26 protein-coding genes are annotated in these 21,513 nt (G+C 63.8%); 11 read left to right on the top strand and 15 right to left on the bottom strand.

Going from position 1 to position 21,513, the window contains the following annotated elements:
- Positions 1 to 72 precede the first annotated feature (72 nt).
- Positions 73 to 981 (top strand): 2-dehydropantoate 2-reductase, encoded by a 909-nt coding sequence (locus K1X15_RS14710; RefSeq protein WP_220304366.1) that lies wholly within the window; start codon positions 73 to 75, stop codon positions 979 to 981.
- On the opposite strand, the gene K1X15_RS14705 is transcribed toward K1X15_RS14710, so the two are convergent.
- Positions 960 to 2,375 carry an alpha,alpha-trehalose-phosphate synthase (UDP-forming) gene (locus tag K1X15_RS14705; protein ID WP_220304365.1) on the bottom strand — a complete coding sequence of 472 codons (1,416 nt, stop codon included), beginning with the start codon at positions 2,373 to 2,375 and terminating at the stop codon, positions 960 to 962. The two genes, K1X15_RS14710 and K1X15_RS14705, sit on opposite strands and share 22 nt — an antisense overlap.
- A 68-nt stretch (positions 2,376 to 2,443) precedes the next feature.
- Entirely contained in the window at positions 2,444 to 3,256 is an 813-nt protein-coding gene (gene otsB / locus K1X15_RS14700; RefSeq protein WP_220304364.1) for a trehalose-phosphatase, read from the bottom strand.
- Positions 3,257 to 3,449: 193 nt separating this feature from the next.
- Between otsB and K1X15_RS14695 the strand changes: the two genes are divergently transcribed.
- The gene (locus K1X15_RS14695; RefSeq protein ID WP_220304363.1) at positions 3,450 to 3,590 is read left to right on the top strand and encodes a hypothetical protein; all 141 of its coding nucleotides are present in this window, start codon (positions 3,450 to 3,452) and stop codon (positions 3,588 to 3,590) included.
- On the opposite strand, the gene K1X15_RS14690 is transcribed toward K1X15_RS14695, so the two are convergent.
- From K1X15_RS14690 to K1X15_RS14665, 6 genes are all read right to left on the bottom strand, one after another.
- Positions 3,587 to 4,210, bottom strand: a complete 624-nt coding sequence (locus tag K1X15_RS14690) for a nucleoside deaminase (RefSeq protein ID WP_220304362.1) — start codon at positions 4,208 to 4,210, stop codon at positions 3,587 to 3,589. The two genes, K1X15_RS14695 and K1X15_RS14690, sit on opposite strands and share 4 nt — an antisense overlap.
- 6 nt (positions 4,211 to 4,216) lie before the next feature.
- Entirely contained in the window at positions 4,217 to 4,978 is a 762-nt protein-coding gene (locus tag K1X15_RS14685; protein ID WP_220304361.1) for an META domain-containing protein, read from the bottom strand.
- A gap of 105 nt (positions 4,979 to 5,083) precedes the next feature.
- Positions 5,084 to 5,581 (bottom strand): ureidoglycolate lyase, encoded by a 498-nt coding sequence (locus K1X15_RS14680; protein WP_220304360.1) that lies wholly within the window; start codon positions 5,579 to 5,581, stop codon positions 5,084 to 5,086.
- Positions 5,582 to 5,584: 3 nt separating this feature from the next.
- Positions 5,585 to 6,406, bottom strand: a complete 822-nt coding sequence (locus K1X15_RS14675) for a bifunctional allantoicase/(S)-ureidoglycine aminohydrolase (protein WP_220304359.1) — start codon at positions 6,404 to 6,406, stop codon at positions 5,585 to 5,587.
- A gap of 6 nt (positions 6,407 to 6,412) precedes the next feature.
- Positions 6,413 to 7,099, bottom strand: coding sequence for a glutathione S-transferase family protein (locus K1X15_RS14670; RefSeq protein WP_220304358.1), 687 nt, complete (start codon positions 7,097 to 7,099; stop codon positions 6,413 to 6,415).
- Positions 7,100 to 7,155: 56 nt separating this feature from the next.
- Complete coding sequence (locus K1X15_RS14665) at positions 7,156 to 7,479, bottom strand: ArsR/SmtB family transcription factor (protein WP_220307559.1); 324 nt, start codon at positions 7,477 to 7,479, stop codon at positions 7,156 to 7,158.
- 82 nt (positions 7,480 to 7,561) lie between these two features.
- Here K1X15_RS14665 and K1X15_RS14660 point away from each other — a divergent pair, with 82 nt between their 5' ends.
- On the top strand, positions 7,562 to 8,044 hold the full coding sequence (locus tag K1X15_RS14660; RefSeq protein ID WP_220307558.1) for an SRPBCC family protein: 483 nt from the start codon (positions 7,562 to 7,564) through the stop codon (positions 8,042 to 8,044).
- A 69-nt stretch (positions 8,045 to 8,113) separates the two neighbouring features.
- Positions 8,114 to 8,245 carry a hypothetical protein gene (locus K1X15_RS21455; RefSeq protein ID WP_276315267.1) on the top strand — a complete coding sequence of 44 codons (132 nt, stop codon included), beginning with the start codon at positions 8,114 to 8,116 and terminating at the stop codon, positions 8,243 to 8,245.
- A gap of 8 nt (positions 8,246 to 8,253) precedes the next feature.
- Here the strand turns inward: K1X15_RS21455 and puuE are convergent, their stop codons facing one another.
- The 7 genes from puuE to K1X15_RS14625 all read right to left on the bottom strand — a co-directional run bounded on the left by puuE (position 8,254) and on the right by K1X15_RS14625 (position 12,858).
- Positions 8,254 to 9,672: an allantoinase PuuE gene (gene puuE / locus K1X15_RS14655; RefSeq protein WP_220304357.1), complete on the bottom strand. Its 1,419-nt coding sequence runs from the start codon at positions 9,670 to 9,672 to the stop codon at positions 8,254 to 8,256.
- A gap of 261 nt (positions 9,673 to 9,933) precedes the next feature.
- On the bottom strand, positions 9,934 to 10,359 hold the full coding sequence (locus K1X15_RS14650; protein WP_220304356.1) for an SRPBCC family protein: 426 nt from the start codon (positions 10,357 to 10,359) through the stop codon (positions 9,934 to 9,936).
- Positions 10,360 to 10,370: 11 nt separating this feature from the next.
- Positions 10,371 to 10,793 (bottom strand): DUF1801 domain-containing protein, encoded by a 423-nt coding sequence (locus K1X15_RS14645; RefSeq protein WP_220304355.1) that lies wholly within the window; start codon positions 10,791 to 10,793, stop codon positions 10,371 to 10,373.
- An 11-nt stretch (positions 10,794 to 10,804) separates the two neighbouring features.
- On the bottom strand, positions 10,805 to 11,254 hold the full coding sequence (locus tag K1X15_RS14640; RefSeq protein ID WP_220304354.1) for a DUF1801 domain-containing protein: 450 nt from the start codon (positions 11,252 to 11,254) through the stop codon (positions 10,805 to 10,807).
- A 3-nt stretch (positions 11,255 to 11,257) separates the two neighbouring features.
- A complete protein-coding gene (locus K1X15_RS14635) occupies positions 11,258 to 11,485 on the bottom strand; it encodes a hypothetical protein (protein ID WP_220304353.1) in 228 nt (75 codons plus the stop codon).
- Positions 11,482 to 11,805: an ArsR/SmtB family transcription factor gene (locus tag K1X15_RS14630; RefSeq protein WP_220304352.1), complete on the bottom strand. Its 324-nt coding sequence runs from the start codon at positions 11,803 to 11,805 to the stop codon at positions 11,482 to 11,484. The genes K1X15_RS14635 and K1X15_RS14630 overlap by 4 nt, the downstream gene beginning before the upstream one ends.
- 72 nt (positions 11,806 to 11,877) lie before the next feature.
- A complete protein-coding gene (locus K1X15_RS14625; RefSeq protein ID WP_220304351.1) occupies positions 11,878 to 12,858 on the bottom strand; it encodes a LysR family transcriptional regulator in 981 nt (326 codons plus the stop codon).
- A 111-nt stretch (positions 12,859 to 12,969) separates the two neighbouring features.
- On the opposite strand from K1X15_RS14625, the gene uraH reads away from it, so the two are divergent.
- From uraH to K1X15_RS14590, 7 genes are read left to right on the top strand one after another with little or no spacing between them, the layout of a single operon-like run.
- Positions 12,970 to 13,320: a hydroxyisourate hydrolase gene (gene uraH, locus K1X15_RS14620; RefSeq protein ID WP_220304350.1), complete on the top strand. Its 351-nt coding sequence runs from the start codon at positions 12,970 to 12,972 to the stop codon at positions 13,318 to 13,320.
- A 3-nt stretch (positions 13,321 to 13,323) separates the two neighbouring features.
- Positions 13,324 to 14,790, top strand: coding sequence for a xanthine dehydrogenase small subunit (gene xdhA / locus K1X15_RS14615; RefSeq protein WP_220304349.1), 1,467 nt, complete (start codon positions 13,324 to 13,326; stop codon positions 14,788 to 14,790).
- Entirely contained in the window at positions 14,790 to 17,117 is a 2,328-nt protein-coding gene (gene xdhB / locus K1X15_RS14610; RefSeq protein WP_220304348.1) for a xanthine dehydrogenase molybdopterin binding subunit, read from the top strand. The genes xdhA and xdhB overlap by 1 nt, the downstream gene beginning before the upstream one ends.
- Position 17,118: 1 nt before the next feature.
- Entirely contained in the window at positions 17,119 to 17,979 is an 861-nt protein-coding gene (xdhC, locus tag K1X15_RS14605) for a xanthine dehydrogenase accessory protein XdhC (RefSeq protein ID WP_220304347.1), read from the top strand.
- A 1-nt stretch (position 17,980) separates the two neighbouring features.
- On the top strand, positions 17,981 to 19,513 hold the full coding sequence (locus K1X15_RS14600; protein WP_220307557.1) for an ABC transporter ATP-binding protein: 1,533 nt from the start codon (positions 17,981 to 17,983) through the stop codon (positions 19,511 to 19,513).
- Entirely contained in the window at positions 19,497 to 20,579 is a 1,083-nt protein-coding gene (locus K1X15_RS14595) for an ABC transporter permease (protein ID WP_220304346.1), read from the top strand. The genes K1X15_RS14600 and K1X15_RS14595 overlap by 17 nt, the downstream gene beginning before the upstream one ends.
- On the top strand, positions 20,579 to 21,502 hold the full coding sequence (locus K1X15_RS14590) for an ABC transporter permease (RefSeq protein ID WP_220304345.1): 924 nt from the start codon (positions 20,579 to 20,581) through the stop codon (positions 21,500 to 21,502). The genes K1X15_RS14595 and K1X15_RS14590 overlap by 1 nt, the downstream gene beginning before the upstream one ends.
- The last annotated feature ends 11 nt before the right edge of the window (positions 21,503 to 21,513 follow it).

Below are 21,513 nucleotides of genomic sequence, written 5' to 3'. Positions count from 1 at the left end.
ATGTGTGCCGCCTGCACCGGCCTGCGGGAATCTGGTATGGCAGACCGGCACATGCGGAGTGGAGGGACGTCTGTGACCAGTATCGCAATCATCGGGCCCGGAGCCATTGGAGGGACGCTTGCCGCCTGGCTGGCGCAGGACCCCACATTGTCGATTTCGCTCTGCGCCCGCTCCGCGCTCACTGACCTCGTGGTCGAGACGCCGCATGGCACGCTTTCGGCCGCACCCGAGGTGTGGACCGCGCCGGAACAGGCCCAAACCGTGGACTGGGTGCTGATCACCACCAAGACCTACAGCGCGGAGTCCACCAAGCCCTGGCTTGATCGCCTGTGCGGCCCGCAGACGCGGGTGGCGATCATCCAGAACGGGGTGGAGCATGTGAGGCTGTTCCGACACCTGGTGCCGGAGGAGCGACTGGTGCCGGTGATGATCAACCTGCCGGCGAGCCGCACCGCGCCGGGACGCGTCACCCAGAGCCGCGACGGCATCATTGCGGTGCCGACCGGACGAAATGGCGCGGATTTCGTCGCCCTGTTCGCGAACACCCGGATCGCCGCAGCGGTGCATGAGGATTTTCTGTCGCAGGCCTGGGTCAAGCTCTGCGGCAATTGCGCAGCGATCGTGCCGGCGCTTACATTGCGGGCCACCGGGCCGGTCTGGAATGCGGACATGGAAGCGATCATCCGCGGGTTGGCCGAGGAATGCGCGGCGGTGGCTCGGGCCGAAGGGGCCGAGGTGCCGCAGGAGGTCATCGAGAAGACAGTTGCGGCGATGCGGGACATGCCCGAGGGCGCGCTGAGCGGCTCCATTCATGCCGATCGCCTGGCCGGCAATCCGATGGAAATCGATGCGCGCAACGGCGTCATCGTGCGGCTGGGCGAAAAGCATGGCATCGCCACGCCCTTCAACCGCATGCTGGTGACACTATTGTCGGCCTCGGCGAGCCCCTGGACGGCGCCTCATGCGACAGAGGCGAGGTAAAGCACATCCCGGGATGCGCTGGCTTTCGTCAGTGCGCCGGGGGCCAGGCGTTCAAGAAAGGACATGGCCCAGTCATCGACATTGTGGGTTCTCGCGGCCGCCATCAGGGCCTGCCAGCGATCCCGGCGTTCTTCGAGCGGCATGTCGAGCGCCATGCGCAGGGCTTCGGATGTCTCATCGGTATCGAAGGGATTGACCAGCAGCGCCTCGGGGAAGATTTCCGCTGCCCCGGCAAAGCGCGACAATACAAGAACACCGGGATCCTCCGGGTTCTGGGCGCCAACGAATTCATGGGCGACCAGGTTCATGCCGTCGCGCAGGGGAGTCACGAGGCCGACACGAGCGAGGCGATAGAGGCCGGCCAGGCTGGGCTGGCCATAGGCGCGCTTCACATAGGTGAGCGGCTGCCAGTCCGGCTCGGCGAAATGCCCCATGACCCGGCCGCACATGGCATCCAGCGTGTCGCTCGTTTCCTGATATTCCTTGATACTGTCGCGCGAGGGCGGCGCCACCTGCAGCATGTGGACCGAGCGGCGCAGGCGCGCATTGTTGGCGAGGAGCTTTTCATAGGCTTCGACGCGCTGCGGCAGGCCCTTGGAATAGTCGAGCCGATCCACACCCAGGATGAGCCGCTGGTCGCCCAGGGCCCTCTTCATGCGATGCACCATCTTGGTCGCCGCCGGGCTGACGGCCAGGCGCGCAAAGGCGTCCGGATCCGACCCGATGGGAAAGGCTTCCACCTCGGTATGGCTGAAATCGATCGCCTCGACCTTGTGGCCGCCAAAGGTGGAGGGCGCCTGGTGCTCGGCAAATTCGGTGAAGGCGGCCACGTCGCGCTTGGCCTGCATGCCCACCAGGTCATAGCGCGACAGATCGCGCATCAGCTCCTCATGGTGCGGGATCGCATAGAGCGCGTCGGCAGTGGGGAAGGGGATATGGAGGTAGAACCCGATGCGGTTGCGCGCGCCGAGCTGGCGCAGTTCCGAGGCCAGCGGGATCAGGTGGTAGTCGTGCACCCAGACGATATCGTCGGGCTTGAGCAGCGGCAGCAGCGCCCGCGCAAACTGCTGGTTCACCCGGCGATAGCCCTCGTACCAGTGGCTCTCGATGGTGGCCAGGTCGAGCCGCAGGTGAAAGCTGGGCCAGAGAATGGAATTGGAAAAGCCCGCATAATAGGCGTGGTGATCCTCACGCGTGAGATCGATCTGGGCGACCGAGAGGCCATCAATATCCTCGAAGCGGGCGTCCCGATCGGGCTGTTCGGTGAGCTTGCCCGACCAGCCGAACCAGAAGCCCTCCCGTTCGCCCAGTACCTTGCGCAGCGCCACGGCCAGGCCACCTGCGGCAGGGCCCTTGCCGGGAGTGCGGTTGGATACAATGACGATGCGGCTCATGGGATTGGTGCCTCCGTATGGGGTGTGATTGTGGATCGGCCGGGCCCGTTGGGTCGATCGGTCCGGTGTCAGTGGGCAGTGGTGTCGGCGAGCAGCGGCGCATCCTCTGCCATGGCCTCATTGGCTTGCGGGCGGGCGGAAATCTGCGCCAGCCCCAGCAGCAAAGCGTGCACCGATGCGACGTCGGCGATGCGCATGCGGGCAATGGTGTCGCCCGGTCCGAGCTTGATGCCGATGCCCCCCAGTTCCTGGGCAACCCGAAACGCATCCTCATCCGTGGTGTCGTCGCCGATGAAGATGGGAGTGCGGCCGATAAAGGGTTCCTCCTGCATGAAGGCACGCAGGGCGCTGCCCTTGTCGAACCCGGAAGGCCGGGCCTCGATCACCATCTTGCCCGGCACGAGTGTGAATTCGGGGTGGTCGGCGACGGCCTCCTGCATGGCAAGCAGGCACGCCTCCTCGAGTTCGGGTGCCTGCCGGTAGTGCAGCGCCACGGCGCCATCCTTGGGTTCAATGATCAGCGCCGGATTGGCGGCGAGCAAGGGTGCCACAGCGTCCGCGATCGCATCGGCAGCTGCACTGATCGATGCGTCCAGTTCGAGGATTGTGCCGTCGGCGCTGCGTCGCTGGGCGCCGTGGGCGCCCGCGACGGGAAGGTGCAGCGGCGACAAAAAGCGATCGATGTCGGCGATTTCCCGCCCGGTGATCACCGCGAAGGCATTGTCGAGGTCGTGCATCGCCTGGGTCAGCTGGTCAGGCAGTTGTGGCGACATCTCGACGGCATCGGGCGTTTCGGCGATCTCGACCAGTGTGCCGTCGAAATCGGTGAAAATGGCCAGCAGCGGCGCAGGGCCGTCTGGCTGTGCTGTTGGGTCGGGCATGGCTACCCCTTTGGTTGCACTTGTGGTCACTGCAAGCAACGCGGTGGGGGGCAAAAGGTTCGAACATGGCTGCCATGCGCCAGGCGGCATTTATGAACGCCAGGTTAATGAGGCATTGGTGTGGGGTTCAACCGCGGCTGACTAGAAGGAGCACAACGTCGGCGGGCAAATCCCCGAACCGGCGGAGCGTCAAATGAGGGTCCTTCACGTCATGTCACAGATCATGCTCACCGCGCTGTTCGCCCTGTCGATCAGCTTCCTGACCTTTGCCGCCTCTTTCGCCGAGGCGCCGCGCAGCGAGTTCCTGCCCACCTCGACAGTGCAGACGCGCTAGGCGAGGGGAATGCCCTTGCCGCCCTTGGTCTTCTGGTAACGGTCCGAAAGGTCGGCATAGAGGGCGCTGATCTCGTCCATGCGCGCCAGCAGCAATTCCCGGTTGCCACGATCAAGACCCGCGATCATGTCCTGCAGGCCGTGGCTGGTCCAGAATTCATTGCGCCGATTGTAGAGGTCGCGTTCGGGCGAAACCTTGCCGGTCTCGGGGTCGGGGACGGCGTAGACGGCCTTGAGGATCTGGATGTCGTAGGGAATGGCAAAGCTGTCGCGGCTGTCCTGGTGGCTGAAGAGATAATAGAAATTGTCGAAGCCCGACCAGGTGATGCCCGAAAGGCAGAGCGAGCAGGGCTCGTGGGTTGCCAGGAACAGGCAGTCGCTGGTGGCGGGTCGCTGGTCCGCGGGCAGCTCGAAGAACCGTTTGATGGCGTGCATCTCGCCATGCCAGAGCGGATTTTCGATCTCGTTATTGGTTTCCGCGACCACGGTGGACAGGTCGGACTTCCTCAGGATCGCGGCACCGAAGAGCTTGTTGCCGCGGGCCACGCCATCGGCGGTGACGGGGGCGATCTGCTGCTCGATGACATCGAGCAGCCGTGAAATCAGCGTGGCAGTCTCCAATCCGAACTACTCCGTGGTGCGAACCAGGCCAATGAGCGGTATGCCGGCGGCATCGAGCAGGCGCAGGCCCGCCTCATCGTGCTCATAGGATGCCACGGCGGCCAGTGCGGCGAAATAGTCCGTTTCCTGGTCCATGATGTCGGGCGCGCAGGCCATGCGGGTGGCCGCAGGTGGCCCGAAACTGATCTTGTGGTCGGCAATGCTGGCTTCGGAGAAATAGCTGTTGCAGCCGCCCGAGCCGCCGACGCGATGATCGGCGGCAATCGAGAGGGTCAGCGGGCGTTGGCCGGTTATCGGTCGGCCACCAATGCTGGTGACGGTCCAGACGACCCCGACGATCTCCGGGTCGAAGGCCGGCTCTGTTGGCGGCGCCACGGTGTGGCGCGTGACCAGGATGGAAACCGGCAGCGCCGTCGTCAGGTCAACCGGTACTGCCTGGTCATTGCGGAAGAGCAGGTCTTCGCCATGACGGATCTCGGCGACGAGGCCGAAGCTGCCGCCGGCGGTGACTGCGTCGCTGCGCACGTTCAGGTTGAAAAGCAGGGGCGCCGCCGTGCGGACGGGAATGGCAGCGCCCGCCCCCACGACGGGGCGTCCGGACGGCAGCGCGACGAGGCCCACATGGAGCGTCGACCCCGAAGGCAGGGCGATGCGCTCGCGGTACAGAACCTCTCCCGAGATGGTCAGTGGATCGGCTTGTGCGGGCATGACGGCGACCAGCAGCGTCAGGACGAGGGCCAGCATATGGGCCAGGATACGGATCAGCATGTGCACCACCTCCGGTTGGCCCCACACTAGCCTATCGGGCTTGCGCTGGCGAACCAAAGCGATCGATGGGGTTAAGCGCGGGACGCCAAGGCCATACGGCCCGGGTCAGGCGACGATCACTGGCGGAACAGCGAAGTGGTGTTCCTCGAGGTTGTCGCCCTCGCCGCCCCGGTCGACGACCAGATAGGCGCTGTCGCGTTCGAGCGGGGTCAGGACGCCATGCCAGGTGTTCATGGCAATGTTGACGCCCTGACCTGATGCCGGACGGAAGGCGCGCAGGCGAACCGGCGTGCCGCCGTCGTCCTCCGCGACGATAACCAGCCAGGGACTATCGGAGAGCGGGAAAAAGGCCTGACTGCCCAGCGGGTGGCGTTCAACCAGCTTGAGCGCCAGCGGCAATTGGTAGGGCTGGCCGTGAAATATGGAGATGAGGGGGCGCGGGTGCACGCCGCCCAGTTCGATGCGCGCCAGGTCGTGATAACGTTCGGTCATGCCCGCATTGATCGGATAGTGGTGCGCGCCGGCGCGTTCGATAACCTGTCCGAAGGGGGCGAATGCCTCGGCCGTCAGCGGCTCGATGTGGATGTGGATGGCGTCGGTCATGGCTCAGAACGGCAGCTTGGCGTGTCGGTTGACGTCCTTGTAGAGCAGGTAGCGGAAGCGCTGGGGGCCGGCATAGCAGGCCTGCGGGCAGAAGGCGCGCAGCCACATGAAATCCCCGGGCTCCACCTCGACCCAGTCGCGATTGAGCCGATAGACCGCCTTGCCCTCCAGCACATAGAGGCCGTGCTCCATGACATGGGTTTCCTCGAAGGGAATGACCGCGCCCGGCTCGAGCGTGACGATATTGACGTGCATGTCGTGGCGCACATCGGCCGGATCGACAAAGCGCGTCGTCCCCCAAGTCTGGTTCGTGCCGGGCATCCAGAGAATGGGCTGGTCCTGCTCATTGGCGACGAAGGGCGCGGGAATGTCGATGCCATCCACGACTTCGTAGCGCTTGCGCACCCAGTGAAAGCGGACGGGCTCGGTGGACTTGTTGACAAGGCTCCAGGCACAACCCGGCGGCAGGAAGGCATAGCCGCCTTCCCCGAGAAGGTGCGTCTCGCCCTCGACCGTGATCGTCATCTGCCCGGAGACGACAAACAGCACGCCCTCGGCCTCTGGATTTTCCTCGGGGCGCTGGCTGCCGCCACCGGGCTGCACTTCGACGATGTATTGCGAGAAGGTCTCGGCAAAGCCGCTCATGGGTCGAGCGATAACCCAGAGCCGCGTATCGTTCCAATGCGGCAGGTAGGACGTGACGATGTCGCGCATGACGCCGCGGGGAATGAATGCATAGGCCTCCGTGAAAGTGGCGCGACCGGTATGGAGGGCCATCTGGTCGGGCAGTCCGGCAATGGGAGAGGCGTAGCTTGTCATGATCATCTCCAATCAGGCCGTGCGGCGCAGGTCGCTGAGCACAGCGCCGGCCGCCAGAGCTTCAGCCTCATGGTCCGGCTCGCGCCAGGTTTCGGCGATACCGGCCTCGTACCATTCGACCATTGGCGGCAGTGCGCGCAGGCGGGCGGCATAGGCATCGGGCACGGCGCCAAGTGCAATGCCATAGGTCTGGAGGCGGAAGGCGACGGGGGCGTAGAAGGCGTCCGCCACGGTGAAACGATCACCGGCGAGGAATGGCCCGCCAAAGCGTTCGATACCCGTCGACCAGATCTCGGCAATGCGGGCCAGGTCGCGTTCGAGGGCCGGTGAGCGGTGGTGCAGTTGCACGCGCAGCCCGCAATTCATGGTGCAGACATTGCGCAGCTCGGAGAAGCCGGAATGCATTTCGGCGGCCACTGAGCGGGCATAGGCGCGAGCGGCAATGTCGGCCGGCCACAGGGCAGGGTAGGTTTCCGCAACGTGTTCCACGATGGCAAGAGAGTCCCAGACCTCGACCTTGCCATCCACCAGAAGCGGGACGCGGCCAGTGGGCGAAAAGGCGCGGAACGTGTCATGGCTGCCGTGATCGATGAAAGGCCGCAGCTCCTCCTCGAAGGGGATATCCGCCATGCGCAGCGCCAGCCAGGGTCGTAGCGACCAGGACGAATAGTTCTTGTTGCCGATGATCAGCTTGAGCATGGGTAAGGTCTCCTGCCTCAATGAAGTAGCGCGGGGCAGGGCCGCGTCGCAAGCGCTCAGGCGTCGAGCGTCTGCTTGAGCTTGCTCAACATGCTGGCGGCATAGGCCGCATAGGGACCAATCCAGCGTTCATGGATGGCGTGCACCGGCAGGGCGTCAAGGTGGTTCCAGCGCTCGCGTCCGCGCTTCTCGGCCACGACCAGCCCCGCTGCTTCCAGCACGCCCAGATGTTGCATGACCGTGCAGCGATCGAGTTCGGGGAAGAGATCGCACAGCATGCCGGTGGTGCGTGGTTCGGTCTTGAGGAAATCGAGAATGCGACGCCTCACCCGGTGCCCGAGGGCCTTGAAAACAGCGTCGTCTGCGTCGTCATTTGACATGTTATAGAAATATAACATATTATGCCGATCGTCAACCAAGGGAGTTTGTTTCATGCGTGCCGTGGTCGCGAAGGAAAAGGATTTGCAGCTGCAGTTCCGGGTGTCGGGTCGTATCGACAAGCCGGTGCATGACGTGTTCGAGGCGGTCGCCGATCCCGGCAAGCTGTCGGGCTATTTCACCACTGGCGGCGCCAGGGGGCGGCTGGAGACCGGCGCTACCGTGACCTGGGACTTTCATGATTTTCCGGGCGCCTTTCCGGTGGAGGTGGTCGAGGTCATCCCCGACAGCAAGATTGTGCTGCGCTGGGATGCGAGCGAGGCCACCGAGCCCAGCACGACCGGCGAGACGCCGCAGCCGGTGGGCTACAAGACCACGGTCACCATGGACTTCACGGCACTCGAGGACGGACGCACGCTGGTCACGATCTCCGAAAGCGGCTGGCGACAGACCCCGGGCGGGCTCAAGTCGTCCTATGGCAATTGCGAGGGCTGGACCGGCATGCTGTGCGCCATGAAGGTCTATCTCGAGCACGGCATCAATCTGCGCGAAGGCTTCTATAAATAGGCGTTAGCGGCGCATTAGGGTTACGCAATCTTCAACACTTGGCGCTAGCCTTTGGGGATCATGCGTCAAGTGTTGTTGAGTATCGGCGTTTCCCCGCACCATTGGGTGCAGCACAACCTGCCCTGGCTGGCCGTGCTGGCCATGATGTTTGGCTTTGAGCGGGACGAGGACGAGGATCGCCAATCCGACCTTCACGGCTGATCAGGCGCTCAGGGCAGGACAGCTTTCAACCGCAGCAGCGCGATACGCTCCACCTGTGCGCAGGCGGTGGCGAATTCCTCCGCAGCTGAATTGGCAATACGCTTCTCAAAGTTCTCCAGGATCGATGCCTTGGTGTGGTCGCGCACCGCGATGATGAAGGGGAAGCCGAATTTCTCCACATAGGCATTGTTGAGGGCGGTGAACTTTTCGCGCTCGGCATCGGTGAGGGCATCAAGGCCAGCCGAGGCCTGTTCGGCAGTCGAGTCGGCCGTGAGGCGCTTGGCGGCGGCCAGCTTGCCAGCCAGGTCCGGGTGGGCGCGCAGCACGGCGAGCCGTTCTTCTGGCGTGGCCATGCGGAACTGGCTCCTGAGCGCGAAGTGCAGACCGATGGCGGTGTCATTGGCTGGCCCCATCTCGGCCTCCCAGGCGCGCTCGGCGATCCAGGGTGAGTGTTCGAAGATCGAGCCGTAGCGGGCGACGAAATCCGCCTTGTCCAACTGGCTCGGCACGACTTCGGGGGCGACATAGGGGTGTTCCCTTGCCCAGTGCCGGGCAATCTCCAGACGTGTCGGCACCCAGACCTTGTCGAAGGTCCGGATATAATCGACGAACTTCTTCAGGCCCTGGTAGCGGCCGGGCTGGCCGACCAGCCGGCAGTGCAGGCCGATCGACATCATCTTGGGGCTGCCCGCCTCACCCTCGGCATAGAGGCAGTCAAAGCTGTCCTTGAGGAAGGCAAAATATTCCTCGCCATTGTCGAAGCCCGGGGCGGTGACGAAGCGCATGTCATTGGCGCTCAGCGTATAGGGAATGATCAGCTGCGGCTTGCCGCCGATGACTTTCCAATAGGGCAGGTCGTCGTCATAGGTGTCCGAGATATAGGCAAAGCCCCCGTGGTCAGCGACGAGGTCGACCGTGTTGAGGCTGGAGCGACCCGTATACCAGCCCAGCGGCCGCGAGCCGGTGGCAATGGTGTGGAGCCGGACGGCCTCGGCGATCTGGGCGCTTTCCTCCGCCGCCGGCATGTCCTTGTGCTGCACCCATTTCAGGCCATGAGACGCGATTTCCCAGCCGGCCTCCTGCATGGCAGCGAGCTGAGCGGGGGCCCGCATCAGCGCCGTTGCCACGCCATAGACGGTGACCGGCAGATTGGCTTCGGTGAAAAGCAGATGCAGCCGCCAGAAACCGGCGCGGGCGCCGTATTCATACATGCTTTCGACATTGGCGTGCCGCTGGTTGGGCCAGGGCGCGGCGCCCAGCACGTCGACGAGAAAGGCCTCGGAGGCGTCATCGCCATGCAGGATATTGTTCTCCCCGCCCTCTTCGTAATTGAGCACGAACTGCACTGCCACATGGGCACCGCCGGGCCAGTTGGCATGGGGCGGGGTCTGGCCATAGCCATGCATGTCGCGGGGGTAACGGTTCATGAAAGGGTCTCGTCATCGTCAGGTGGGAGCCCCGATGGTAAGCAGAAGGCGGGGTGAGGCGCTAGAGTTCTTGCATCGGGTCGGTTGATCACCCGCCCTCATTCCTTCTCACCTCAAAACTCTCCACCGGAGAGTTTTGCCCTTCGGGGCGGTTCGAAGCCCATCAAGGGGAGGGAGGCGCAGGCTGCAATGCCAGTGTTCATCGTCTCCCTCCCCCTTGTGGGGAGGGATCAAGGGTGGGGGTGCCTTTAGTTCTGGCCTTCAAGCCGCACCCACAACCTCTTCGAGCTTGGCGAGGAAGTTCTTCCAGCCGGCATGGGCGCCGCCATAGGCCTGCTTCTGCTCGGGGCGGAACCCGGCCTGCTCGACGCGCAGATGCGTGCCGGCGTCGGTGGGCGTCAGGGTATAGGTGACCACGCTCTTGAGCGCGAAGGCCGGGTCGGGATTGTCGAAATCCCATGAATAGGACAGGGTGCGCTCCGGCTCGATGGCCAGCACCTCGCAGTCGAGAATGCCGCCCCATTCGCCGCGCAGCTTGAACTTGTGCCCGACCCTGGGCTCGAAATCATTGTTCATCAGCCATTCCGAAATCAGGTGCGACTGGGTCAGGGCCTTCCAGATGCGGGTGGCTGGCTGGGGAATTTCGCGCTCGACGATAACGGAGCGGGTGTCGGTGGCGGTGGTCATGGCGGGCGTTCCTACTTTTTTGCTTTCTTGGTGGCGGCTTCGCCATTGGCGTGGGCGGCGGCCTTGATCAGGTCCTTGAAGGCGGCCTCGTCGATGGCTTCGCCCTCGAAAAAGTCAATGGCGCGGCGGACATTGCCTTCCATGCTCGAATTGAACAGGTGGTCGGGGTCGTCGAGCGAAGCGCCCTTGGGAAAAGTGGTCTTCACCGCCGCCTTGTAGACCTCGCCGGTGCACAAAATGCCGTTATGCGACCAGACCGGTTTGCCCCATTTCCACTCCTCCACCACGTCGGGCAGCGCCTCGTGGATGAGCTTGCGGATCTGGGCCAGCTTTTCGCCGCGCCAGTCGGGCAGGGCGGCCAAGCGCTGGTCGATGAGTTCGGTGGGCGTGGCGCCGGTTGCGAGGTCGGCGGCGCTGTTCTTGGAAAAACTCATGGCATTGCCTTTCACATCTTTTCGCCGGGAAGCAGGCTGGCCTGCCTCACCCAATCAGCGAACTGGTCCTGGTCGATAGTGTCGGTCTCGTAGATGTCGAGATAGCGCACCCGCTCCTGTTTCGATTTGCCCGGCGGCATCGGATGAAGCTGGGCGCCATTGTGGAAAGCCACCTTCACGTATTTGCTCATGCAGTGGTAGCTGACGAACCAGATGTCCCTTTCCACCCCATAGAAGGGCGTGTTCCATTTCACCGCCTTTTCGACGCCGAGCACGGTCCTCTCAATGATCGCGTCGAGCGTTTCGCCGACTTCACGTTGCCAGCCGGGCATGGCGGCGATGTATTTCTTTACAATGTCATTGCCATAGCCCTTGGCGATCTGCGGATTGCCGCCCGACAGACGCACAATGCCGTCGGGGCCGGGCTTGAGAGGCGGGCGCTTCGGCTTGCCTTCGGGCATGGGTCAGGCGGCCGTGCGGGCGCCGCGCCAGCGGGCGGCATAGGGCTGGAGGAACATGAACAGCCCCGAGAACAGCAGCAGGAACAGCGGCAGCAGCGGCGAATAGGTCACGAGCGGAGGCACGTTGGCCTGACCCATCATGCCTATTGCAACGAAATTGGCGATCACGGTGAGGGTGAAGGCGATCGAGGTCCAGCGGTGAAACTGGCGAACGAAGCGACTGAAAGTCATTGGTCCATCCTTTCGAGCAAATTTTCCAGGGCATCGAGCCGTGCCTCCCAGAAGCCGGTCATTTCCTTGGTCCAGTCCATCAGCGGGGCGAGGGCCTCGACCCGGGCCGAATAATGCGTCTGCCGGCCGGCATGCCGGTCCTTCACGAGACCCGCCTGCTTGAGCAGAAGCAGGTGCTTGGAGACCGTTGGCTGGGCGACCCCGGCCGCATTGGTCAATGTACCGACCGTCTGCTCGCCCTTGCGGCAGAGCTGTTCGAAAATGGCGCGCCTCGTCGGATCGGCCAGCGAGCGGAACAGGGCATCCTGGGTGTCGTTCATGGCAATTCATTCACGATTGGCTATGAATAAAATCAATAGCTGATCGTGAATGAATGTCAAGTGGACTTGGTTCTAGATTGCGCCGGGCAGCGACAGGCTCTCGAAATAGGCCTTGGCGTGCTCGAAGAAAATGGCCGGCGCCAGGTGCAGAGAACTGCCGGCCCGCACCAGGATGCCAAAGCGATTGGTGGGCAGGCCGCCATCCTGCAGCGGTCGGAAGATCAGCCGGCCGGCAGCAATTTCGTTCTGCGCGCCTATGGGGGTCATGATCGACGCATAATGGCCCCCTATGGCCAGCTCCACCAGGAGACGGATGGAGTTCACTTCCACCAGGGGTGGCGTGATGCTGGCGGACGTCTTGAGGAAAGGCTCAATCACCTCGCGGATGGAGATTTCCGGCTTTCCAACGGCCAGGGGATGGTCGAGACACCGTTCCATCGTGAGAGTATCGACCGTGGCCAGGGGGTGGTCGGGGCTCATGAGCGCACCGATGGAGACGTCGCGACGAAAGGCAATGTCGACCTGGCGCGGCGGCTTGGCGATGAACCCGAAACCGATATCGATGCGCTCCTCTACCAGGCGCTGCACCACTTCCGCGGAGGGAATGATGGCGATGTCGAGTGTCAGGCGCGGATAGCGCTTGCCGAAATCGCTGATCAGGCTGGGCAGGAAGGATAGTCCCACGCTTTCGGCCGCAGCGATCCGTACCGAGCCGGCGCGCACTCCCCGCAGCAATTCGATTTCGGAGACCGCCGCCTCCATGGGCGCGACGAGGCGGCGCGAATGGCGGAAGAGGATTTCGCCCGCGGGTGACAGGCGCAGGCGTCGCTTTTCGCGCAGGAAGAGTGCAATGCCCAGAGCGTCTTCGAGCTGGGCCACCTGCCGCGTGACTGCCGAGGATGCGACGTTGAGGCGCCGCGCCGCCTCGCGGATGGACAGGTGGGTGGCCACGGCGTTGAAATAGAGCAGCGAGGGCTGGTGGAAGACGCGGGCCAGCAGGCTGGCAGAAAGTGCGTGTTCGCGGGGTCTTTCGAGGGACGGCCGATGCTCCACGGGCCTGTGCTCCTGTTGCCGTTTCGGCAGCATAATGCTCCCAATTTGAGAGTATCAAGAGCAAAAGCGCATGCTAAGGTGCTGGCCGGGGAACGAATATGGAGCAGCAGAATGGGCGGAGCCCTCACCACCCATGTCCTGGACACCATGCACGGCAAGCCGGCGCGGGGCATGCGGCTGGAGCTGCATTTCGTGCATGGCGACCACACCCATCACCTGGCCGACAGCTATACCAATGCCGATGGCCGGGTGGACCAGCCGCTCCTTGGTGAGGATCAGTTCCAGCATGGCGAATTCGAGATCCGCTTCCATGTCGGCCAGTATTTCGAGCGCCTTGGGGTAGAGATCGCAACGCCGTTCCTCGACGTGGTACCGATCCGCTTCACCATTTCCGAGGACAAGCACTACCACGTGCCGCTCCTCGTCAGTCCCTTCGCCTATTCGACCTATCGGGGGAGCTGAGCCATGGTCGAGGTCAGCCACGCCATCAAATTCCTGCTCAATGGTGAGGAGGTCATCCTCACCGATGTGGCGCCGGATCTGACCCTGCTCGACTGGCTGCGATTGGAGCGGCGCCTGCGTGGCTCCAAGGAAGGCTGCGCCGAGGGCGATTGCGGCGCCTGTACGGTGCTGGTCGGGCGGTTGATGGATGACGAGATCATCTATGACTCTGTGACCGCCTGCATCCGCTTCGTGGGTAGCCTGCATGGCACGCATGTGGTGACCATCGAGCATCTGCGCGGCGAGAATGGCGCCCTCCACCCCGTGCAGCAGGCCATGGTCGACCATCATGGCAGCCAGTGCGGGTTCTGCACGCCCGGCTTCGTGATGAGCCTTTATGGCCTCTGGATGCGCAATCCCGACCCGTCGCGCGCGGCGATCGAGAAGGCGCTGCAGGGCAATCTCTGCCGCTGCACCGGATATGCGCCCATCATCCGGGCGGCGCAGTCCATGTCCAGCTATGGCCAGCCACAGGGCGATCCGCTCCTTGCCGAGCGCATCGCGGTCAGGGACAAGCTCCGGGCCATGCATGACGGGCGGCGGGTCGAGATCGGTGAGGATGACCGCAAGATCATCATTCCGGCCTCGCTCGATGATTTTGCTGCCGTCTACGAAGCCAATCCGGATGCGCGGATCGTGGCCGGCTCGACCGATGTCGGCCTCTGGGTCACCAAGTTCATGCGCGCCATCGGCCCGGTGATCTTTATCGGCCATCTGCAGGAATTGAAGCGCATTGCCGAGAATGACAGCGAAGTGCGTTTTTATGCCGGGGTTTCTTATTCCGAGGCGCAGCCGGTGATCGCGGCCAACTTCCCGCAGCTGGGCGAATTGTGGGATCGCATTGCCGGCGAGCAGATCCGCAATATGGGCACGATCGGCGGGAATATTGCCAATGGCTCGCCCATTGGCGATACGCCGCCGCCCTTCATCGCGCTGGGCGCCAAACTGCACCTGCGCCGCGGCGAGCATCGCGGCGAGATCAAGCTGGAAGACTATTTCCTGGCCTATGGCAAGCAGGACCGCCAGCCTGGCGAATTCGTCGAAAGCGTCACCATTCCGCTGCTGCCGGCCGGAGAAAAATTCGCCACCTACAAGATTTCCAAGCGCCGCGAGGAAGACATTTCGGCGCTGTGCGGGGCCTTCCGGGTGTTCGTCAACGACGCCGGAGCCGTGGGCATGGTCCGCATCGCCTTTGGCGGCATGGCGGCGACGCCGAAGCGCGCCAAGGCGGTCGAAGCGGCGCTCATCGGCAAGCCCTGGACCATGGATACGATCGAGGCCGTGACCGGCCAGTTTGCCGAGGATTTTTCGCCGATCAGCGACATGCGCGCTTCGGCTGATTATCGCATGCTTGCAGCTCAGAACCTGCTCAAGCGCTTCTTCCTGTGGACACAGGAGCGGAGTGAGCGTCTGGCGAGGGAGGTGGCGTGATGAACAAGCAGAGCGACATTTCTCTCGCCACACTCCATGCCCCTACCCGCCACGACAGCGGCCCCAAGCATGTCACCGGAACGGCCGAATATATCGACGACATGATCGAGCCGGTCGGCACGATGCATGCCTATCTCGGCCTCTCGACCAAGCCGCACGCCGAAATCCTCGGCATGAATCTCGACGCCGTGCGGTCAGCGCCGGGGGTGATTGGCGTTCTCACCGCCGAGGATATTCCCGGCGAGAATGATGTCAGCCCCAGCCACAAGCATGACGAGCCGATCTTTGCCGTCGGCGAGGTGCAGTTCTGGGGACAGCCCGTCTTTGCCGTCATCGCCGAAACGCGGGAAGCGGCCCGACGGGCGGCTCAGCTGGCAAAAATCGACTATCGCGACCGGCCGTGGATCGCCGATGTCCGGGCCGGGCAGGCGGCTGGCGGAAAACTCGTTACCGAGCCACTGAAACTCGAACGCGGCGAAGTCGATGCCGCGCTGACGTCCGCGCCACGCCGGGCCAGGGGTGCGGTCACCATTGGCGGGCAGGATCATTTCTACCTCGAAGGGCAGATCGCCTTTGCTGTTCCGGGCGAAGACGAGGACGTCACCATCCATTCCTCGACGCAGCACCCAAGCGAGGTACAGTTGATGGTCGCCCAGGTGCTGGGCATCCGCCACAATGCCGTGACGGTCAATGTGCGGCGAATGGGCGGTGGTTTCGGGGGCAAGGAAACACAAGGCAATCTGTTCGCGGCCGTGGCGGCCCTTGCTGCCAAGAAGTGGAATCGCGCCTGCAAGATCAGGCCCGACCGCGACGATGACATGCAAGCCACCGGCAAGCGGCACGACTTCGTGGTCGACTATGATGTGGGCTATGACGAGAGCGGCAGGATATTGGCGGTCGATGCCGTCTATGGCGCGCGCGGCGGCTTTTCGTCAGACCTCACTGGCCCTGTGACCGACCGGGCGCTGTTCCATGCCGACAATGCCTATTGGTATCCGGCTGTCCGCGTACGCTCCGAGCCGCTCTACACCAACACCGTCTCCAATACCGCTTTTCGCGGCTTTGGCGGGCCGCAGGGCATGGTGGCTTGCGAGCGCTGGATCGAGGACATTGCCTATGCGCTGGGCAAGGACACGCTCGACATTCGCAAGGCCAATTTCTACGGCACCGACACCGACAATGTGACGCCCTACCATCAGGTTGTGGAGGACAATATCGTCCATCGGGTGGTGGACGAACTCGAAGCCTCGTCGGACTACCAGGCCCGCCGACGGGCCATCATCGACTTTAACAAGACCAGCACGGTCCTCAAGAAGGGCATTGCGCTGACGCCGGTCAAGTTCGGCATCTCCTTCACCGCCACCTGGTACAACCAGGCTGGCGCGCTGGTGCATGTTTACAAGGACGGTTCGATCCATCTCAGCCATGGCGGCACCGAGATGGGGCAGGGGCTCTATATCAAGGTCGCCCAGGTTGTCGCCGACGCCTTTGGCGTCAATCTCGATACCGTCAAGATCATGGCGACCTCGACCGGCAAGGTTCCCAATACCTCGGCCACGGCGGCCTCGTCGGGCTCCGATCTCAACGGCATGGCGGCCTGGGATGCGTGCGAGCAGATCAAGTCAAGGATGCTGGCGCATGCCGCAAAGCTCCATGATGCCGACGAAGCTGATTGCCACTGGGTCACCGGCGGGCTCAATGTGGGCCGCAAGCACATCCCCTTCGCCGAACTGGCGGCCTCGGCCTATCTGAACCGGGTGCAGCTCTCGGCCGCCGGTTTCTACAAGACCCCCAAAATCCACTGGGACCGGGCCACTGGCCGCGGGCACCCGTTCTACTACTTCGCCTATGGCGCTTCGGTGAGCGAGGTGACCATCGATACGCTGACCGGTGAATATACGGTCGACCGCGTCGATATCCTGCACGATGTCGGCAAGTCGCTGAACCCGGCCGTCGATATGGGGCAGATCGAGGGCGGGTTCATCCAGGGCATGGGGTGGCTGACCACCGAAGAGCTGGTGTGGGACGACAAGGGGCAGCTGCGCACCCATGCGCCCTCCACCTACAAGATCCCGCTCGCCTCCGACGTGCCGCCCATCTTCAATGTCAGGATCGCCGAATGGTCGGTGAACCGCGAGCCGACCATTGGCCGCTCAAAGGCGGTGGGCGAACCGCCCTTCATGCTGGCGATCAGCGTGGTCGAGGCGCTGGGCATGGCGGTGGCCAGCATGGCGGATTACAAAAAGGCGCCGCAGCTCGACACGCCGGTCACCCCAGAGCGGGTGCTGATGGGGGTTGAGCGGATGAAGACAGCACGAGGCGCCTGACATGACCTCCCCCGCTGCCCTCGAAGCCTTTTTCGCTGCCAATCCCGATGCGATTGCATGCGAGCTGGTTTCGGTGCGGGGGTCCTCGCCGCGGGCCGAGGGCACGTTCATGTTGGTAGGCCTGGGTGCCATCCTGGGCACGATCGGCGGCGGGGCGCTCGAATATATGGTCATCGATCATGCCCGCCGGCTCATCGCCGAGGGCCGTGCAGAAGAGGCCATGGACGTGCCGCTGGGCCCGGAGATCGGCCAGTGCTGCGGCGGGCGGGTCAGGGTCGGCCTCCGCCATGCCGATGTCGCGCTGCGCCGAGAACTGATGGCCCGAACCGTGGCCGAGAACGACGCCGCCGCCCATGTCTACATCTTCGGTGCCGGCCATGTCGGGCGGGTGCTGGCGCAGATCCTGGCTTTGCTGCCGGTCAAGGTCGAGGTCATCGATACGCGACAGGCAGAGCTGGACGCGCTCCCGGCCGGTATCGCGCATCGGCGGGTGGCCATGCCGGAGGCCGTGGTGCGCTCCGCGCCGCAAGGCAGCGCCTATGTCATCGTCACCCATGATCACGCCCTCGATTTTCTCATTGCCCAGGAGGCCCTGGCGCGCGCCGACAGCCCCTATGTCGGCATGGTGGGGTCCAAGACCAAGCGGGCAAAATTCTCGAACTGGTATCTGGAGCAGGGGGGCGACGCCGCGGCCCTGACGCGCCTGATTTCGCCCATCGGGGCGCAAGGGCTTGGGGATAAACGCCCTTCTGTTATTGCGGCACTGGCGGCCGCTGAAGTTATGGTCCAGATTGGGGGACGGGAAGTTTCAGTCGGGCATGGGTCCACCCCCAGCAAGGAGGGGGTGGCGAGTGGATTCTGATATGCCCAATCGGCTCGAACTGAGCGGCATCACCAAGCAGTTTCCTGGCGTATTGGCCAATGACAATGTGTCATTTGCCGTCAGGCCCGGCGAAATCCACGCCCTTCTGGGCGAGAACGGGGCCGGCAAGTCCACCCTGGTCAAGATGATCTATGGGATCATGCAGCCCGATAGCGGCGAAATCCGCTGGAATGGCGAGCCGGTCGTGGTGCCGAACCCCAAGGCGGCCCGCAGGCTGGGCATCGGCATGGTGTTCCAGCATTTCTCGCTGTTCGAAGCGCTTACCGTCCTCGAAAACATCGCACTGGGCATGGACGCCAAGATCCCCTCGCGGGAACTGGAAGCGCGCATTCGCGAGGTGATGCAGACCTATGGGCTGCTCCTCGATCCCCACCGCACCGTTGCCACGCTGTCGGTGGGCGAGCGGCAGCGTATCGAGATCGTGCGGGCCCTGCTGCTGAACCCCAAGCTGCTGATCATGGACGAGCCGACCTCGGTGCTGACACCGCAGGAGGTGGAGCAGCTTTTCAGCGTGCTGCGCAAGCTTGCGTCCGAGGGGTGCTCGATCCTCTACATTTCCCACAAGCTGCACGAGATCAAGGCGCTGTGCGACACGGCGACGATCCTGCGTGGCGGCAAGCTGGTCGATACCTGCGACCCCCGCCAGGAAACCAGCCGCTCCATGGCCGAGAAGATGATCGGTGCCGGGCTCAAGGATATCGTCAAGCCGGAGGGCCGCAGCTTCGGCCCGCCCAAGCTGGTCGTCAGAGGGCTGCACACGCGAAAGGCGGGACATTTCGACGTGCCGGTCAATGGCGCGAGCTTCACGGTCCGGGCCGGTGAAATCCTTGGCATTGCCGGTGTTGCCGGCAACGGCCAGAACGCCCTGCTCGATGCGCTTTCCGGCGAGATCAAGGGCGAGGATCGCGATGCCATTTCCATAGACGGCATCGGCATCGGCCTGATGGACACCACCGAGCGGCGGCGGCACGGGCTGTGCGCGGTCCCCGAGGAACGCAATGGCCACGCGGCGGTCGGTGATTTCAGTCTGGCGGACAATTCGGTGCTGACAGCGCGCGACCGGCTGGGCATGGTGGTGCTGGGACTGATCAATTCTGGCGCGGCGCGCACCTATACCGGCAAGGTGATCGCCGATTTCGCGGTCAAGGCGCTTGGGCCGGCATCGACGGCTGGGTCGCTGTCCGGCGGCAATCTGCAGAAATACATCATGGGCCGGGAAATCCTGCAGAAGCCGAGCGTGCTCGTGGTCAGCCAGCCGACCTGGGGCGTGGATGCCGGGGCGGCAGCGGCCATCCACCAGGCACTGGTCGACCTGGCGGCAGCCGGGTCTGCCATCGTGGTCATCAGCCAGGACCTCGATGAGCTGCGGGCCCTCAGCGACACGCTGGCGGTGATCAATCTGGGCCAGCTCAGCGTGGCACGACCGGTGAAGGATTTCAGCGTGGAAGAGATCGGGCTGCTGATGGGCGGCGTGCATGGCGAGACGGAGGTGCCCGATGCTGTTCCGGCTTGAGAAGCGTCCCGAACCCAGCCGGCTGATGCTGTACCTGACGCCGGTAGCGGCGGTGGTGCTGACGATGATCGTCGGGGCCATCATCTTTTCGGCCATCGGCTACAACGGTCTGGGTGCGGTCCGCGAAATCTTCCTCACGCCCCTCACCAATGCCTACAAATGGCAGGATCTGGGGATCAAGGCGGCGCCGCTGATCATCATCGGGGTGGGGCTTTCCATCGCCTATCGGGCCAATGTGTGGAATATCGGCGCCGAAGGCCAGTATGTCATCGGTGGTCTGGCCGGTACCTGGGTAGCGCTGGCGACCTATAACATGACCGGCCCCTGGATCCTGCCGCTCATGGTCCTGGCGGGGATTGTCGGAGGCATGCTCTATGCCGCCATTCCGGCGCTGTTGCGCACCCGGCTCAATGTCAACGAAATCCTCACTTCGCTGATGCTGACCTATGCCTCGGTGCAGTTAATCTACTATCTCATCCGGGCGCCGTGGAAGGACCCGATGGGCATGGGCTTTCCCCAGACAAGGCTGTTTGCCGAGGCGGCGCGCCTGCCCACCATCATACCGGGAACCATCGTGCATCTGGGCGTGCCGATCGCCGTTGTCGTGGCCCTGATCGCCTGGTTCATCATGACGCGCTCGGTCTTTGGCTACCAGATGCGGGTGGTCGGCACGGCGCCGCATGCCGCGCGCTATGGCGGTTTCTCGGAAAACAAGACCATCTGGCTGGCGCTGCTGGTCTCGGGTGGACTGGCGGGACTGGCCGGCGTGCTGGAAGTGGCCGGTCCGTTCCAGCGCATGGTGCCGGGATTTCCCACCAATTACGGGTTCACCGCCATCATCGTGGCCTTTCTCGGTCGTCTCAACCCGCTCGGGGTGATCGTTGCGGGCATCGTCCTGGCGATCACCTTTGTGGGCGGGGAAGTCGCGCAGACGACAATCGGACTGCCCAATGCCGCAACGGGCATTTTCCAGTCCATGATGCTGTTCTTCCTGCTCGCGGGCGATCTGCTGGTGCGCTATCGCATCCGCCGGGTGGCACCGCAGCCGAGCCGAGGGGTCGCGTAATGGAGCTGACGATCGCCATCTTCGTCACGCTGGTGGGCGCGGCCACGCCGATCCTCATTGCCGCCCAGGGTGAGTTGATCGTCGAGAAGGCCGGCGTGCTCAATCTGGGCGTCGAGGGCATGATGCTGGTGGGGGCGATCGCCGGGTTCGCGGCGCAGTTCTATACCGGCAACCCCTATGTTGCGCTGCTGTGCGGGGCATTGGCGGGGCTCTCCGTCTCGATGATCTTTGCGCTCCTGACCCTGAGCCTGTCCACCAACCAGACGGCCACCGGCCTGGCGTTGACCATTTTCGGTACCGGGCTTTCAGCCCTGGCCGGGGCGCCGTTTTCGGCGCGGCCGGTCAGCCTCATGGCGCCGCTGTTCCCGGCCGAGCTGTCCGCCCATCCCGTGCTGCGCGTGATCTTCGGCTATTCGGTGCCGGTCTATTTCTCGCTCTTCATGGTGTTTGCCATCTGGTACTTCCTCAAGAAGACGCGTAGCGGCCTGATCCTGCGCGCCGTGGGAGAAAACGATCTCTCGGCCCATTCCATCGGCTATTCGGTCATTGGCGTCCGCTATGCCGCGGTGGGCTTTGGTGGGGCCATGGCGGGCATTGCCGGCGCCTGTTTCCCGCTGCTGCTGACCCCGCAATGGGCAGAGCGCATGACGGCTGGACGCGGCTGGATCGCGGTGGCCCTGGTGGTCTTCGCATCCTGGCGGCCGTTCCGCTTGCTGGCCGGCGCCTATCTTTTCGGGCTGGTGATGACCACCGAGCTCTATGCCAAGGCGGGCAGCGGACCGCTGTCGACCATCCCGTCCGAACTCTGGGCCGCGTTGCCCTATCTTGCCACCATTGCCGTCCTGGTGCTCATCTCATTGCGCCGCGATGGTTCCAATACTGCACCGGCCTGCCTCGGCAAGCCGTTCATGCCAAGCAATTGAAGCGGCGCCCA

The sequence above is a fragment of the Devosia salina genome (assembly GCF_019504385.1).
In the GTDB taxonomy this organism is placed as follows: Bacteria; Pseudomonadota; Alphaproteobacteria; order Rhizobiales; family Devosiaceae; genus Devosia; species Devosia salina.
The sequence above is the reverse complement of the archived record's forward strand: the minus strand, read 5'-3'. Positions and strand labels throughout refer to the sequence as shown.

What these genes read in the sequence shown, in the direction of transcription:
- K1X15_RS14705 (WP_220304365.1), bottom strand. Translation starts at nt 2,375, where the DNA reads ATGAGCCGCATCGTCATTGTATCCAACCGCACTCCCGGCAAGGGCCCT.
- otsB (WP_220304364.1), bottom strand. Translation starts at nt 3,256, where the DNA reads ATGCCCGACCCAACAGCACAGCCAGACGGCCCTGCGCCGCTGCTGGCC.
- K1X15_RS14695 (WP_220304363.1), top strand. Translation starts at nt 3,450, where the DNA reads ATGAGGGTCCTTCACGTCATGTCACAGATCATGCTCACCGCGCTGTTC.
- K1X15_RS14685 (WP_220304361.1), bottom strand. Translation starts at nt 4,978, where the DNA reads ATGCTGATCCGTATCCTGGCCCATATGCTGGCCCTCGTCCTGACGCTG.
- K1X15_RS14680 (WP_220304360.1), bottom strand. Translation starts at nt 5,581, where the DNA reads ATGACCGACGCCATCCACATCCACATCGAGCCGCTGACGGCCGAGGCA.
- K1X15_RS14675 (WP_220304359.1), bottom strand. Translation starts at nt 6,406, where the DNA reads ATGATCATGACAAGCTACGCCTCTCCCATTGCCGGACTGCCCGACCAG.
- K1X15_RS14670 (WP_220304358.1), bottom strand. Translation starts at nt 7,099, where the DNA reads ATGCTCAAGCTGATCATCGGCAACAAGAACTATTCGTCCTGGTCGCTA.
- K1X15_RS14665 (WP_220307559.1), bottom strand. Translation starts at nt 7,479, where the DNA reads ATGTCAAATGACGACGCAGACGACGCTGTTTTCAAGGCCCTCGGGCAC.
- puuE (WP_220304357.1), bottom strand. Translation starts at nt 9,672, where the DNA reads ATGAACCGTTACCCCCGCGACATGCATGGCTATGGCCAGACCCCGCCC.
- K1X15_RS14650 (WP_220304356.1), bottom strand. Translation starts at nt 10,359, where the DNA reads ATGACCACCGCCACCGACACCCGCTCCGTTATCGTCGAGCGCGAAATT.
- K1X15_RS14645 (WP_220304355.1), bottom strand. Translation starts at nt 10,793, where the DNA reads ATGAGTTTTTCCAAGAACAGCGCCGCCGACCTCGCAACCGGCGCCACG.
- K1X15_RS14640 (WP_220304354.1), bottom strand. Translation starts at nt 11,254, where the DNA reads ATGCCCGAAGGCAAGCCGAAGCGCCCGCCTCTCAAGCCCGGCCCCGAC.
- K1X15_RS14635 (WP_220304353.1), bottom strand. Translation starts at nt 11,485, where the DNA reads ATGACTTTCAGTCGCTTCGTTCGCCAGTTTCACCGCTGGACCTCGATC.
- K1X15_RS14630 (WP_220304352.1), bottom strand. Translation starts at nt 11,805, where the DNA reads ATGAACGACACCCAGGATGCCCTGTTCCGCTCGCTGGCCGATCCGACG.
- uraH (WP_220304350.1), top strand. Translation starts at nt 12,970, where the DNA reads ATGGGCGGAGCCCTCACCACCCATGTCCTGGACACCATGCACGGCAAG.
- xdhA (WP_220304349.1), top strand. Translation starts at nt 13,324, where the DNA reads ATGGTCGAGGTCAGCCACGCCATCAAATTCCTGCTCAATGGTGAGGAG.
- xdhB (WP_220304348.1), top strand. Translation starts at nt 14,790, where the DNA reads ATGAACAAGCAGAGCGACATTTCTCTCGCCACACTCCATGCCCCTACC.
- xdhC (WP_220304347.1), top strand. Translation starts at nt 17,119, where the DNA reads ATGACCTCCCCCGCTGCCCTCGAAGCCTTTTTCGCTGCCAATCCCGAT.
- K1X15_RS14600 (WP_220307557.1), top strand. Translation starts at nt 17,981, where the DNA reads ATGCCCAATCGGCTCGAACTGAGCGGCATCACCAAGCAGTTTCCTGGC.
- K1X15_RS14595 (WP_220304346.1), top strand. Translation starts at nt 19,497, where the DNA reads ATGCTGTTCCGGCTTGAGAAGCGTCCCGAACCCAGCCGGCTGATGCTG.
- K1X15_RS14590 (WP_220304345.1), top strand. Translation starts at nt 20,579, where the DNA reads ATGGAGCTGACGATCGCCATCTTCGTCACGCTGGTGGGCGCGGCCACG.